Genomic DNA, 12786 nt, shown 5'->3' on the forward strand with positions numbered 1-12786 from the left:
GCCGGGTTCGACGAGCCCCACCACAGCGGGCGCGGCCGTCAAACAGCAGGAGACGCATCCTCGACCGGCTGGCGAACCGTCCACGTGTTAAGGCCCTGCAGCTTGTCTTCACTTGGGCTGACCCAGCCGAATGCGGCGCTGAGGACATGCATAGCCAGCCGGGGAGGCACGGCGTTGCCGATCTGCTGACCGACGTCACGTCCGGACCACGGGTAGTTGCTCGGAAAGGTCTGAAGGCGGCCTGCTTCGGAGAAGGAGAAGCGGTCGAGTTCGGAGCCATCCAGGCCGACTACGCGGTTGCGGGAGATCTTCCCCGTAACCGTGGCGGACGGCTCTTCGGACCGCCTGCGACCGCGGGCCTTCGGGTCGCCCCCGGTGCCGTAGTTGGAGATGACCTCAAAGGCGGTCGCTCGGCTGACCACGTCGGCCATCGTCCGCCACGGCAACAGGTTCGTGTCCCCGGAGTCTCGAGCGACGCCCTTGCGGTAGATGCGGTGGGTCGCTGATGGGAGCCTCACCGGATCCTTGCCGTATCGGGCGATCAGGACAGCCCGCCGACGGGTCTGCGGGACGCCAAATGCTTCGGTGTGCAGGATGCCGCAGTCGACCTGATAGCCCTCCTCGACCAATGCCTTCCCGTATGCCTTCCACACTGGAAGTACGGCGGGCACCTGCTCAAGGACGATCGCCCGGTAGGGGCGGTCGAGTTTGTCGATGGCGTCGAGCGCCCACATGAGAGGTTGCAGGACGAGCCCCGTCCGCTCATCGTCCAGCTTGGAAAGATCCTTCTCGACCTCCTCGCGATCCTCTCGGGCAACGAGCCGTTCGACAAACCTCAGAACGTCGTCGAGGGCCCTGCGGCCGACGCCTGTTCCCGCGACGGTGAAGGTCTGGCACGGCGGCCCGCCGGCCAACACGTCGGCCTCGGGGAAGTCGGAGGGCCCATACAGGCGAACGTCCCCCTCGACGGTCTCCAGGCCCGCGGCACGGCGGGTAGTGCATGCAGCCGAGTCCCATTCGACGCCCACCGTGGGGACACCAAGCTTCTCCGCTGCCACGTCGAGTCCGCCGGGGCCGGCGAAGAGGTCCACGATTTTGGTGGGCTGCACTCGGGTCTCCGGATGTGTCGTAACGGGGCGACGGTGCTCCGAGCTCGGTGAGCCCGGTTGCCCGCTCTGACTGTCGCTCGCTGGCGACCATGCAGCGTACCGCGAGACACTGACAGCGAAGCCTCATGCCCTTGTGAGGTCGTCCCGCCATGACACCGGCATCCTGGGCAACGACGAGGGGCCCGTGAATCGCTGCGGCTGCTCCCGCGAGATGTGCCCCCTCGGATCGCCCGCCCCTCCCCTGTGGTCGAGTACGGCGGCCCGCCGTCCTGGTCTTTCCTTCTGGGGGCCGATCGGGCGGCTCGCACACCGGCGACAGGCCGGGCTGCGCGAGCGCAGCGAGCGCCCTGATGCAGTAGAGGAAGCTGTAACGCGCCGGGAGCACGACAACGGTTTTCAAGACCGGTCGGTTCTCAGGGCAGACACCCGCACTGACCTGCAGGTCAGCACTTCCGCCTACCACTGAGGAACTGGCCCTGGCCACAGGTTGGCCGCGAGCGCCCGGAACTGCGCCTCGCAGAGTGCTGGGCTGCGATCACCCTTGGGCCCCGGGGCGCTTGCGCTTCGGCCGTCTTTGGGCGTTGACCACTCTCCGACGACAGACGCCGGCTACTGAGTCCAGCAACTCCATCCGGCACCAACACCTCTCGCCATAGAACGCAAGTTCGAATAACCTCGTGCGCGATCGAAGTCCAGAAGTCGGGACTGAGGTGTGAACTTGCGTGGCATATTATGCACATGGCAACGTACGCAGAGTCGGTGCGACAGCTACAGCCTGTCATCCCACCGGTTTTCAGCGCCCTTGAGGAAGGACTCAAGGCCGCCAATCAGCACCACACAACCAACAGCCTGGTCCGGACGGATGACCCATGGCACTACGCCCATACGGCGCGTCGGGTCGCTCTGGAACACCTGCGGAGCAAAGGGCTTCAGGCCGAGACCGACGAGGGCCGTCCGCTGTACCCCATGTCCGGCCTGCTGCTCTTCTACAGAAGCATGGCCGTACGGATACTCCGGCCCATCGAGGATGACCAGACCGGCGGGATAGCCATCCCTCCTCCCGGCCCTTCGAGGAAGCGGCAGGCGTTCTGGAGGCAGGATGCCGACTCCGCGATCCCTGGCCTGGAGACCGACAACCTGCTGCTCCTGTGGAGGGACGACGCAGGTAAGTTGGTTGATCCGATGACGCTCGTGCGGCCCACTGGGGGCGATCATCGGCGGAACAGCGTGCGCTTCGACTGGGTTGGCAAGCTCTCCCGGAGCATGGCTACTCTTCGGGCGGCTGACCTGGATGAGCTTGAACCGGACCAGCAGTACAGGCAGCTAGGAGAGTAAGCGACATGATCCACGGCGAGCGCGTCAAGCAGGTGCGAGAGATGCACCAGATGACGCAGAGCGAGCTCGCTCAAGTGGTGCCCGGACTGTCGCAGTATCAGCTGTCTCGGATCGAGCAGGGGGGTACGCAGCCAGACGAGGAGACGGAGGCTCTTCTGGCTGCGACCTTCGGCGTCTCGGTTGATTTCTTCCGGCGGCCACCGGCGGCCGACCTAGAAGCTCTATCTCCTCAGCTCCGAGCGCGGAGTCGCCTGACACAGCGAGTCAAGACTGCGGCGATGCAGTGGGCCAGACTCGTGTATGAAGAATATCGAAACCTAAGCTCTAGCGCTCGGGACATCCCCTGCCGGATTCCCATTATGCAAGGAACGAATCCCGCCAAGGCGGCTGCGGCTACCAGGGTCGTCTTGGGCTTCACGCCTCATGAGCCGCTTCCTTATCTAATCCTGGCGGTTGAGCGTGCGGGAGTCACCGTCCTGGGTCTTCCTTTCCGGGCAGACAATCTAGATGGATTCTGCGCATGGCAGGGCAACGAACCGGTTATCGCCCTACTGTCTGAAGTACCTGGCGACAGGATAAGGTTCACAGTGGCTCACGAGTTGGGACACCTTGTCTTGCATAAGCCCGGCCAAACGGGAACTGCGGTTGAAGCAGAAGCTGATGCCTTCGCGGCTGAACTGCTGACGCCTCGGTCTGCCCTGGAGCAGGTCATGCCTGCCAGGCCGACACTGAATTCACTCGCCATGCTAAAGACGCAATGGGGGGTCTCGATCAAGAGCTTGGTCCGTGGCGCCAGAGAGATTGGCTTGATCGACCAGGAGCGCGCAATCAGCTTGTACAAGCAAATCAGCGCTCGCGGTTGGAATCGCCAAGAACCTGGACACGTACCTCAGGAGAAACCGCGCGCGCTCCGAAAACTGATGGAAATCCATTATGGTGCTGGCCTTAGCACCCAATCTGCCGCACGTGGGGCCGATTGGTCTGAAGAGCTCATGCTGCAAGTCCTTGAACAGCATGCAACGGCGGAAGAACTGCCCCTTGCCCCCGTTCGTTCTGTATCCAATCAGGAAAGCAACGTAATTCAGCTGCGCAGTCGCGTCGCGTTCTAACGCAGAAGCTTCTGAAAAATGCACCCAACGATGCCCCCGTGCTCATCTTTCTGAGGAAGGCTCCTTCGCTCCCAGACGTGCGAGGCTAGGCCACAGACGTCCGAACCTCATCAGAAGCAAAGGAGGCCACGTGCCGCAGGCCAGTCCGCGAGGTACGTACTTGCAGATCTCGGAGTCTCTGCGCCAGAAGATCGAGAAGGGCAAGATCAGCGAGGCGCTGCCCTCCGAGGCAGAGCTGATGCGCACCTACGGTGTCGGCCGCTCCACAGTCGGGCGGGCGCTTAAGGCTCTTAAAGGCGACGGAGTGATCGAGTCTGTACAGGGCGCTGGCTGGTACGTCACAGGTACAGGCGACCGCCGGCCGCTCGTGGAGAAGGTGACTGATCTCCTGCGAGGCCCGGATGTCGAGGTGGGCGCCCCCTTCCCCTCCGAGAACGAGCTGTGTGAACAGTTCGGGGTATCTCGGACGGCAGTGCGCTCCGCGATCGCGCAGATGGAGGGCCGCGGGCTCATCGCGATGGGGCCGAACCGTCGGCGGCAGGTTCGGGCTCTCCCAGAAGGGCAGGCGGACTCGTAGCCTTGGCCACCATGGATCTCACAGAGCGGGCTTATGGCCTCGCCGAATCGATGCTGTCGGAACCGCTCCCGCGGCGCTGGTCGCACTCCCTCGGGGTGGCAGAGCGGGCCAGGTCGCTGCAGCCGATACTCGGGGAAGACGCTGGCCTTATGGAGGCGGCGGCAGTACTGCATGACGTCGGCTACTCGCCCCAGATCGCCTCCACCGGGTTCCACCCGCTCGACGGCGCCCGCTTTCTGCGCGACCAGGAAGGCATCGATGAGCGCGTCGTCCGCCTGGTGGCTCACCACTCGTTCGCCCTTCTGGAGGCCGAGGAGCGCGGGCTCCGGGCAGAACTGGAGGACGAATTCGAGCTCGAGCGCCCGGAGCTGGTCGACGCGCTCGTGTTCTGCGACATGACGACCACTCCGGTCGGCAGTCCTACAACCTCCGACGCTCGCATTGCCGAGATCGTCGGCCGGTATGGGCCCGACACCATCGTGGGGCGCTTCATCCAGCGAGCCGCCCCAGAGATCCACGCGGCGGTGCATCGCGTTGAGGGACGTCTCTCTGCAGTGCAAGCGGCAGGTCAGCCGATGTAAGGAGCGGTACGCGCCCCGTCCAGGCCGTGAGTGATCCGGAGCCGCATCGACGGGTGAATATCCAGCTTGTCGAGGTCCGCCGGGGAGACCCAGCGGACCTCTTTCGATTCAGAGCTGGTGCGCAGGACGCCGCCGATGGCGCGGGCATGGAAGCAGATTGAGAACTGTTGCCGGACCTCGCCGTCGTCGTAGGCCATGACGTGCTGAGGGTCGGTGTAGAGCCCCACGATGTCTTCCACGACGACCGAGATTCCGGTCTCTTCCTCCACCTCCCGCACGACTGTCTGCGCGATGCTCTCGCCGACATCGTGCCCGCCGCCGGGCAGTGCCCACAGATCGTTGTCGGTCTTGTGGATGAGCAGGAGGTTCCCGTTCTCATCGCGTACGACGGCGGTGACCGACGGTACGACCGAATTGGCCTGGGGCGCGTTCGGGTCGCGGAAGTAGTCGATACGGCTCATGCGGCTGTGCCTTCGTAGTCGGTGGGTGAGGTGATGCGGCGAGCGGTCTCCCAGACGCGTTCCACGCTGTCCGCGTACGTGTCGAACAGCTCGCCCCCGGGGACGCGCTGCAGGTGGAGGACGGGCGCCAGGTAGGCGCCGACTCCGTAGACGTGGCCGTTCGCCAGCAGCTCGTTGTCGGCGCGGTAGATCGAGTTGTATAGCGTCGTGTCGTGGAGCCTGAACTCCACGTTGGGGAGGCCGAACAGCGGCGCGTAGTTGAGCAGCGCGTTTCGGATCTTCCCCGCCATCGCCGAACCGATGCCCTCGTCTTCACCCCGTACGGCGACGGCCGGGCTGTCGGGGTCGCCCATCATGAAGCGCACCGTGACGCCGGCCGCCGACTTCTCTCGCACGAGTCGGTGGAACCGCGGTTCCTCCGTCAGCCAGAAGCCGGAGTACACCAGCACGTCGAACTGCGTGACGGCATCGGCGTACAGCTTGGTCCAGGCATCCTGCGGGACGACGGAGCGGTGGGGGTAGAGCTTCAGGACCTCCGAATCGCTGGATGCCGCTACCTCCTCGGAGGTCCGCTCATCCGACCAGAGGTACGAGACCTCACGTCGCAGCATCGAGGCAACGGCGTACTGAAACCGCCGGTAGGGCTTGCGGTTCGGCTCGGAGATCCAGCGCTCAACGGTCTTCGGAGACACGCCTAGTCGCTGTGCTACCTGCTCCAGCGTCAGGCCACTCTCCACGATGGCCCCGCGCAGCCTTTCGTTCGCCATGCGGTCTCCCCCCGCCTGGGACGTCCTGGGACGACTTTGACTGTAGCGGGTCGTGCGCAAGCCGTACATGCGCGGAGTCGAGTGTCCGTCACTTCGTCGCGATGCTGGTCATGTTGCTGATCGAGGGCGGCAGTTCCGGCATCGAGAACCACTCAGGTTGACGACGCGGAATTGATCTGCCACCTTGAGGAACAAGTAATACATGCTCCGCTTCGGCGGTGTGTGAGACCGCGCTATGCGTGTGCCCGAAGGACCCCGCGAGACGGGCCGACGGTGCGCGCTTGGCCGGTTCAACAACTCAACAGCGTGATCCACCACAGCGTGACGGCCGTGACCACACCGGCCGAGGTGAGTGGAGACCAGTCGGTCGAGACCGGGCCTGGCAGCAACCGGAGCCCCACACCCCGTGCAGGGGGACACGCCACCGACTCAAAAGAACGGGTCTGCCCAAGGGAACGGACGCCGCGCCAAGACCCCGAGTTGCGAACTCCTCGGGCGAGCGGGATGAGGCACAGATCCAGAGCCGCGTACGACGGGTACGTCGCCTCCCGGAAAAGGCGATCAAACGCGATGGAAGAGATCGCGTACCTCAAACCCAGTGTGTTGAGCACCAGTGCTCACAGTCCCCGACAACAGCGCTCCTGCGCCGGTTGCCGGGTGGCTGTGGCCACTCGTGACGAGAGGCCCAAACAAGCGCGGTCCCCAGGGATGCACCCCCGGGGACCGCAACAGGCACCTGGTTGGAGGCAACCTGTGATCACCAGCATGACACGCGGCATCCCCGCCGCGAACCCCGACGACAGCGACCCGGACATGGATGAGGCCCTGCGGCGCGTTCGGTCGGGGGGTGGGCGCTGATGGCTGCGTGTGGCTCCTGTGGCGGCGCCGGCGGTCGGACCGAGGACACCTCGGAGGGCGGGGTCACCCGCCAGACCTGGCGCACCTGCGGTTCCTGCAACGGAAGCGGGACCCGCTGATGGGCGCCCCGGTCCGCTGCACCACCTGCAACGGGACCGGTGAGGGCCAGTGGGTCATCACCGGCAACGGTTCCCAGAGCCGACAGCCCTGTGGCTCCTGCGGCGGTAGCGGACGGAAGTAGAACCCGCTGCCTCGGCGAACCTCTCTCGCCCGACTCATCCGGGGCGGCGGCCTCCGGCCAGGACAGCCCGCCGCCCCGGCCTTCTCTTCGTCTCTCACCCAAGGAGCTTCGGCATGACGGAGCGCACGTTTCAGATGACCACGCCCGGCCCGGTCGTGCTGGGCCTCAACCTGCCGATGGGCAGCATCGACGCCCAGGTCATCGACAGTCTCACCACAGCCTCGGTGGTACTGAGCACCCAGGACAGCACCGGGTCGGCCGCCGACGCCGTCAACCGCGCCCACGCCTGCCAGAACGGGCAGACGCTGGCCGTGGAAGTCCCCGAGCTGCCGGGCCCCGTGATGACGCAGACCGTCCGTGGCAACCGGATCGTCCAGCACGTCGGGGTGGTCACCGGCTCCGTGACCGGCCTGACCATCATCAACGGCCGCGTCATCCACGGCGGCGGTTTCCAGGACATGCAGCAGGTGAGCGAGATTCGCGCGAGGGTGCTCCTGCCCTCGCATTCCTCGCTCGCGGTGGTCTCCGGGTCCGCCGATGCCGTAGTCCACGGGTTCCTGGATCGGATGGAGTTCCGTTCCGTCTCCGGCGACCTGCACGTCAATGGCGCCCGCGAGCTGCGCACACAGACCACCTCCGGTGACCTGGACATCGTCCGCGTCACCGAGCGGCTCACTGTCAGCACCGTTTCCGGTGACGTTGCCGTCGACCACTACAGCGGCAACGGCGCCGAGCTGAACAGCACATCCGGCGACATCACCCTGGCCGCTACTCCGCAGGTCGCGGGCTTCATCACCGCCACTTCCGTATCCGGCGACGTACTGGTCACCGGCGCCCGGCACCTCAACCCCCGGGTCCACAGCGTCAGCGGCTCCGCGCAGGCTCTCTGACCGCGTTTTCGCCCTGCCCCGGGGCGGCGGCCTCCGGCCAAGGACAGCCCGCCGCCCCGGCTTCCCCTGCACACCCGAAGACATCGGAGCCTCACCATGAAGAGCTTCATCGGCCACCACGAGGTGGCCACGAACACCGACTACCTCGAACTCGCCCTCGGCACCCCGCTTGAGCTGTGGCTCGGCGAGGAGGGCGAGAGCGACGAGGAGCGCGCGGCCCGCCTGGACGCGGCCCGCGACATCCTCGCCGACGACCCCGAGCTGATCGACCGCGCGACGCGGATCGCCGCCGAGGCCATCGAGGCCCACGTCCCCACGCTCTTCCACAACGTCAGCCGCCTCCCGCGCCCGGCTCGCAGCGCGGGCCGTACCGCGCCGAAGACGGTGGCGGCATGAGCGCGACCAACACCACCGCTATCCAGCCGCTGCTGGAGATGATCGCCGCTGATGAGCGGACGCTGCTGCGTACCGGCGAGGTGGCCCGCGAGCTCCTGGCCCTGCATGCCGATCTGGCGCTGACCGGTGTGCGGCTGAAGTACGGCGGTGAGATCCGCCTGAACGCGCCGGCCCCCAAGGGCGTGAGGGCGTGGGCCGAGCGGCTGCGTGCCGAGGTCACCGAGCACACCGAGGACCCCGGATACGGCTCCGTGTTCCAGCACACCTCCACCGACACCGTGATCGACGGCGTCACGGTGGATGTCTGGCACTGCCGCATCCTCACCGACGCCGAGGCCGCCGCCTGGCGCGAGAGCGGGGGCCGGCCGTGAGTCACACGCTCACCGCGATATCGGCCGCCGCGCCGCTGGCCGCCGGTTGGACCATGCACGGGCTGTGGTTCCGCCGCAGCCTCGACCAGGCCCGGCGGGACCTGCTGACCGGCCTGCCCACCCGGGCCGCGTTCGAGAAGCACGCCGAGCAGCTGCTGAGCGAGACGCGCTGCGCGGTGCTGCTCATCGACCTGGACGGCTTCAAGCAGATCAACGACATCCACGGGCACGCGGCCGGTGACGCGGCCATCCGCGCGGCCGGTGAACGTCTCGGCACCTGGGTGCAGGTCCAGGACGGGGCTGTTGGGCGTTTGGGTGGGGACGAGTTCGCCGCCGTCGTACCGATGCCGCACACCTCGGATCTGCCCGTGGAGCTGCGCACCCTGCACGAGATGGTCTGCGAGCCGGTTGCCTTCGACGGCAACCTCATCCCGCTGGGCTGCTCGATCGGCGCCCATCACGGCCCTTCCCCCGCCCCGAGCCTGTCGACCGCGCTGCGGGTCGCGGACGAGGCGATGTACGGGATCAAGCAGACCGGCGGCGGCTGGCTCATCACCAGCAACCCCACCCCCGCATACCGCACGGTCAACGGCCGCCGCGACGGCCGGCCTGGCACCGACATCGACGCCGAAGGAGGAGCGGGAGCGTGAGCACGCTGGACGCCAACCTTGCCGCCGCGCACGCAGAGGTGAAAGCGGAGATCGCCCGGACCGACAACAAGACCGGCCTGTTGCTGGCGTTCATCGGCGCTCTGCTGGCCGGTGTGTGGACCGTCGCCAGCGACGCGCACCTTCCCGCCGCCGCCTATGTGGTCGGCGGCATGGGTGTGGCCCTGCTCGTCACGGCCGCAGCTCTGCTGCTGCGGGCGGTGCGGCCGAACCTGGGCGGCACCAACCCGATGGGCTTCCCACTGTGGGCAACGCTCACAGCCGAGCAGATCCGGGCCGAGCGCGCCGAGGACCGGCGTGAGCAGGACATCGCGAACCTCTCGCGCATCGCGGTCGCCAAGTTCGCCAACCTGCGCCGCGCGGTCGATCTGACCTGCGTGGCCGGTGCCCTGCTGATCGTGGCCGCCGGTATCTCCGTGGGGGGTGTGCTGTGAGCGCACTGTCGAACGTCGCCGAACGCGATGTCGCAGCCGTCCAGGATGACGGGCGGTTGACGGGCGTCAAGGCCGCTTCGACGCCCGTCAGCGTCGAGCGTGCGATCACTGCGGTTGCGGGGGTGCTGACGGTCGTCCTGACGGCCGCGGCCTTCTGGCTGTCGTACGAGCACTTGCAGGAGGTCGCCGCCCGTCACGGGATGGCCGACGCGGTGGCCCGCTCGTGGGTGTGGCCCGCGACGGTGGACCTGTTCATCGTGATCGGCGAGCTGCTGATCCTGCGTGCCTCGCTCGCCCACAAGGTGGACTGGTGGGCAATCGGCCTGGTCACGGCGGGAGACGGCGGTTCGATCGCCCTGAACGTGGCCGGGGTCGGCCAGAACGCCGGCGCTCTGGATTACGTGGTCGCTGCCGTTCCGCCGGTCGCCGCGCTGCTGGCGTTCGGCGCGCTCATGCGCCAGGTCCACGCCTACCTTGCCCGCCGCGCTACGACGGGGGTCAACCCCCCGTTGCCGGGCGTCGAAGCACCCTCGACGCCCGTTACGACGACCATCGACCGCACGCCGGCCGAGGCGCCCGCGGACGCTGCTCTTGCCGCCGTCGCGGTGCCGGAGCTCCCGGCGGCCGAGCCTGGCGTCGAAGCGGTGCCGACGGCCGTCAACGTCGAGGCGTCGCCCGTCGAAGCGCGGTCGACGGCCGTCGACCTGTGCTCGCCGGTGATCTACCCGAACCGGGTGGATCAACTGGTGCGCGCCCTGTACGGGACGGACTTCACTCAGCCGAACACTGCGCGGATGACGGAGGCGATGGCCGCCGCCGGGCTCGGCGCTTCGGAGTCCACCGCCCGTACCGCCCGCGGCCGGGTCAAGGCCCGCGAGCCGCATCTTGCCGACTTCCCGACCGCGATCGCTGGTTGAACCCCTGTTGAAAGGACCTGTCGTGATTGCTCGGCTGTTCTCCGGCCGTACGTCCGTCCGTGAGCTGAAGCGTCTGCGGCCGGATGAGCTGGCTGCCCAGGCGTATGACCACATCCAGAGCGCGCAGATCGTGCACCAGAGCCATGACCCCGCCACGCTGGCCATCGAAACGCAGCTGGCGACCGCGCTCCTGGCCCTGGCGGCCTACCTCAACGACTCGAAGTGACGCACAGGGCAGCCCCGGCCCGCTGTCCAGGCCCGGCCGGGGCCGCCCCTCCTGCTCCTGGAAAGGAGTGTGACCAGTGTCCGACACCATCCTGACCGCCGACGAGACCGCGACCGATGACGAAGAGTCCCCCGACGCACCTCCCGCCCCGGACCGCGGCTCGGACGTCGAGCCGGACGTTTCGGGCGTGGGGCTGGCGCATACGCCGGGCGGTCTTCCTGCTGTTCCGCTGACGGTCATCGGCGCCAACAGCACTGTTGCCGCCGTATCCGCCTCCGTTCTCACCGCCGGAGGCCCGGTCACGGGCTTGGCAGCCGCGGGCATCGCGGTGACCGCTGCCGGTGCTGCGGCCCTCCGCCGCCGGTCGGCGGCCAAGCGGGACACCAGTGGCGCCCGCGCTGGCAGCCGCTCCGAGGGTGGGAAGACCGGCCCCCGCTCCGGTCGTACGGGCCTTGCCTCGGGCGGCGCCCGAGGCCGGCGCGGCTCCGCTGTGGCTCGTGGCGGTGCTGGGCGAGCTGGAGGCATACACCGGGCCCGAGGCGCCGCCTCCCGTACCGCTCCGGGCAGTGCGGGCCGCAGCGGCGCCAGGTCGCTGCGCGCATCAGGCCAGGCCGCCAAACTCCGGGCTGCTGATGCCGGCCGCAGCAGGAAGGGCCTCAAGGGCGCGCTGGGCGCGGTCAAGGCGGCTCGTGCGGATCGTCGGGCTGCCGCCCCCACGCGTGCCGAGCGGCGCCGCGCGGACACCGCTGACCGGCGGGCCCTGAGCGATGCCCGGCGGGCGGCCAGGGAAGGGCGGAAGGCCGATCGGCGGGCGGCCAGGGGCAGGGGCTCCTCCAGTGGCCGCGCGGGGGCAGGAGGCAGGCGGTTGAACTTGTCGAGGTCCCCGAGGTCCGAGGCGGCTGGCGGTCGCGACCCGCGCACCAGGGGCAGGGGCGTCAGGGCTCTGGCCGGTAGGGCTGGGGCTGCGCTGGGCTCGGTTCGGGAGCGGATACGGCAGGCCAGGCGGCGGCTGCGTTCCAGGGGCCGTGCGGCGAGGGATGAGCGCACCGCGCGGCGGCTGGCTGGGATGCGGGGGCTGCGTGAACGGGCGTGGGCCCGCTGGCGGTTGTGGCGGCGGCTGACCATGTCCGCGCTGCGCTGCTATGGCCGCAAGGCGCTGGCCGGCGTCATCAGCGTGCCGTTCTTCGCCATTGGGATGATCACTCACCCGATCGGGGTCCGGCTCGGCTGGCGCTGGCTGATGTGGCCGGGCCAGCGCGTCTACGACCGGTTGGCCGCAGCGGCGAACCGGGCCCGGGAAGACCGCGATACCGGGATCCGCGACGAGTACGCGACCACGCTCGAAGCCGCCGCCGAGGACGACGAGCCGATCTCGCCTGCGGTCCGCCGCGCTCCCCGCAGTCACCACTCCTACGCAGGCACAAGCACTGGAGGTTCCACCACCATGTCCACGCCCACAGGGCCCGGCTTCCTGTTCAACGAGTCGGCCTCCGAGATGGAGGCCGCGGCCAAGAGCTACGAACCGGCCGGGATGATGCACGTCCACGACACGATCAAGGGGTTCCCCGAAGCGCTGGAGAGCGTGGCGAACACCTTCGCGATCCTCGCCCAGAAGTCGGACGAGGAATTCCCGCTCGAGCCGGAAGTCGGCACGTCGCTGGACGCGATCTACCAGGCGCTGCAGCTCGCCATCGATGAGGCCGAGGACGCGTTCCAGACCTTCCGCACCGTCCACGAGCAGGACATCCGGCGCCACGAGGAGCCCCGCAACAACGCCGAAGAGGGCTGGGACACCACCAACAACTAACCCCAGCCCCAACCCCTGTGCCTGGGCCCGCACGCCAGC

General features: G+C 68.0%; 15 protein-coding genes. 12 read left to right on the forward strand and 3 right to left on the reverse strand.

Translation table 11 applies throughout. From position 1 onward, the window contains the following. Positions 1-38: 38 nt before the first annotated feature. Positions 39-1109, reverse strand: a complete 1071-nt coding sequence (locus ACWY4P_RS27460) for a DNA cytosine methyltransferase (RefSeq protein ID WP_456203010.1) — start codon at positions 1107-1109, stop codon at positions 39-41. 738 nt (positions 1110-1847) lie between these two features. Between ACWY4P_RS27460 and ACWY4P_RS27465 the strand changes: the two genes are divergently transcribed. The 4 genes from ACWY4P_RS27465 to ACWY4P_RS27480 all read left to right on the forward strand — a co-directional run bounded on the left by ACWY4P_RS27465 (position 1848) and on the right by ACWY4P_RS27480 (position 4711). Next, the gene (locus tag ACWY4P_RS27465; RefSeq protein ID WP_456203011.1) at positions 1848-2444 is read left to right on the forward strand and encodes a hypothetical protein; all 597 of its coding nucleotides are present in this window, start codon (positions 1848-1850) and stop codon (positions 2442-2444) included. Positions 2445-2449: 5 nt separating this feature from the next. Further along, on the forward strand, positions 2450-3553 hold the full coding sequence (locus tag ACWY4P_RS27470) for an ImmA/IrrE family metallo-endopeptidase (RefSeq protein ID WP_456203012.1): 1104 nt from the start codon (positions 2450-2452) through the stop codon (positions 3551-3553). 130 nt (positions 3554-3683) lie between these two features. Then, positions 3684-4130 carry a GntR family transcriptional regulator gene (locus tag ACWY4P_RS27475; protein ID WP_456203013.1) on the forward strand — a complete coding sequence of 149 codons (447 nt, stop codon included), beginning with the start codon at positions 3684-3686 and terminating at the stop codon, positions 4128-4130. Between the two features lie 11 nt (positions 4131-4141). Continuing rightward, positions 4142-4711, forward strand: a complete 570-nt coding sequence (locus tag ACWY4P_RS27480; protein ID WP_456203014.1) for an HD domain-containing protein — start codon at positions 4142-4144, stop codon at positions 4709-4711. Here ACWY4P_RS27480 and ACWY4P_RS27485 read toward each other — a convergent pair. Together ACWY4P_RS27485 and ACWY4P_RS27490 are read right to left on the reverse strand one after the other, a co-directional pair. Then, positions 4699-5172: an NUDIX hydrolase gene (locus ACWY4P_RS27485; protein WP_456203015.1), complete on the reverse strand. Its 474-nt coding sequence runs from the start codon at positions 5170-5172 to the stop codon at positions 4699-4701. The two genes, ACWY4P_RS27480 and ACWY4P_RS27485, sit on opposite strands and share 13 nt — an antisense overlap. Beyond that, positions 5169-5939: a helix-turn-helix domain-containing protein gene (locus ACWY4P_RS27490; RefSeq protein WP_456203016.1), complete on the reverse strand. Its 771-nt coding sequence runs from the start codon at positions 5937-5939 to the stop codon at positions 5169-5171. Before ACWY4P_RS27490 ends, ACWY4P_RS27485 begins: the two co-directional genes overlap by 4 nt. A gap of 1212 nt (positions 5940-7151) precedes the next feature. On the opposite strand from ACWY4P_RS27490, the gene ACWY4P_RS27495 reads away from it, so the two are divergent. From ACWY4P_RS27495 to ACWY4P_RS27530, 8 genes are all read left to right on the forward strand, one after another. Beyond that, positions 7152-7928 (forward strand): DUF4097 family beta strand repeat-containing protein, encoded by a 777-nt coding sequence (locus ACWY4P_RS27495; RefSeq protein ID WP_456203017.1) that lies wholly within the window; start codon positions 7152-7154, stop codon positions 7926-7928. A gap of 96 nt (positions 7929-8024) precedes the next feature. Beyond that, a complete protein-coding gene (locus ACWY4P_RS27500; RefSeq protein ID WP_456203018.1) occupies positions 8025-8324 on the forward strand; it encodes a hypothetical protein in 300 nt (99 codons plus the stop codon). Further along, positions 8321-8695, forward strand: a complete 375-nt coding sequence (locus tag ACWY4P_RS27505) for a hypothetical protein (RefSeq protein ID WP_456203019.1) — start codon at positions 8321-8323, stop codon at positions 8693-8695. Before ACWY4P_RS27500 ends, ACWY4P_RS27505 begins: the two co-directional genes overlap by 4 nt. Further along, complete coding sequence (locus ACWY4P_RS27510) at positions 8692-9345, forward strand: GGDEF domain-containing protein (protein WP_456203020.1); 654 nt, start codon at positions 8692-8694, stop codon at positions 9343-9345. Before ACWY4P_RS27505 ends, ACWY4P_RS27510 begins: the two co-directional genes overlap by 4 nt. Then, a complete protein-coding gene (locus ACWY4P_RS27515; protein ID WP_456203021.1) occupies positions 9342-9797 on the forward strand; it encodes a Pycsar system effector family protein in 456 nt (151 codons plus the stop codon). The genes ACWY4P_RS27510 and ACWY4P_RS27515 overlap by 4 nt, the downstream gene beginning before the upstream one ends. Next, on the forward strand, positions 9794-10714 hold the full coding sequence (locus ACWY4P_RS27520; RefSeq protein ID WP_456203022.1) for a DUF2637 domain-containing protein: 921 nt from the start codon (positions 9794-9796) through the stop codon (positions 10712-10714). The genes ACWY4P_RS27515 and ACWY4P_RS27520 overlap by 4 nt, the downstream gene beginning before the upstream one ends. A 22-nt stretch (positions 10715-10736) precedes the next feature. Then, entirely contained in the window at positions 10737-10940 is a 204-nt protein-coding gene (locus ACWY4P_RS27525; protein WP_456203023.1) for a hypothetical protein, read from the forward strand. Positions 10941-12006: 1066 nt separating this feature from the next. Then, on the forward strand, positions 12007-12747 hold the full coding sequence (locus ACWY4P_RS27530; protein WP_456203024.1) for a hypothetical protein: 741 nt from the start codon (positions 12007-12009) through the stop codon (positions 12745-12747). The last annotated feature ends 39 nt before the right edge of the window (positions 12748-12786 follow it).

The organism is Streptomyces sp. LZ34 (assembly GCF_053890475.1).

Bases quoted from the DNA above. Each gene is read 5' to 3' on its own strand.
- ACWY4P_RS27465 (WP_456203011.1), top strand. From the start codon at position 1,848: ATGGCAACGTACGCAGAGTCGGTGCGACAGCTACAGCCTGTCATCCCA.
- ACWY4P_RS27470 (WP_456203012.1), top strand. From the start codon at position 2,450: ATGATCCACGGCGAGCGCGTCAAGCAGGTGCGAGAGATGCACCAGATG.
- ACWY4P_RS27480 (WP_456203014.1), top strand. From the start codon at position 4,142: ATGGATCTCACAGAGCGGGCTTATGGCCTCGCCGAATCGATGCTGTCG.
- ACWY4P_RS27485 (WP_456203015.1), bottom strand. From the start codon at position 5,172: ATGAGCCGTATCGACTACTTCCGCGACCCGAACGCGCCCCAGGCCAAT.
- ACWY4P_RS27490 (WP_456203016.1), bottom strand. From the start codon at position 5,939: ATGGCGAACGAAAGGCTGCGCGGGGCCATCGTGGAGAGTGGCCTGACG.
- ACWY4P_RS27495 (WP_456203017.1), top strand. From the start codon at position 7,152: ATGACGGAGCGCACGTTTCAGATGACCACGCCCGGCCCGGTCGTGCTG.
- ACWY4P_RS27500 (WP_456203018.1), top strand. From the start codon at position 8,025: ATGAAGAGCTTCATCGGCCACCACGAGGTGGCCACGAACACCGACTAC.
- ACWY4P_RS27505 (WP_456203019.1), top strand. From the start codon at position 8,321: ATGAGCGCGACCAACACCACCGCTATCCAGCCGCTGCTGGAGATGATC.
- ACWY4P_RS27530 (WP_456203024.1), top strand. From the start codon at position 12,007: ATGCGGGGGCTGCGTGAACGGGCGTGGGCCCGCTGGCGGTTGTGGCGG.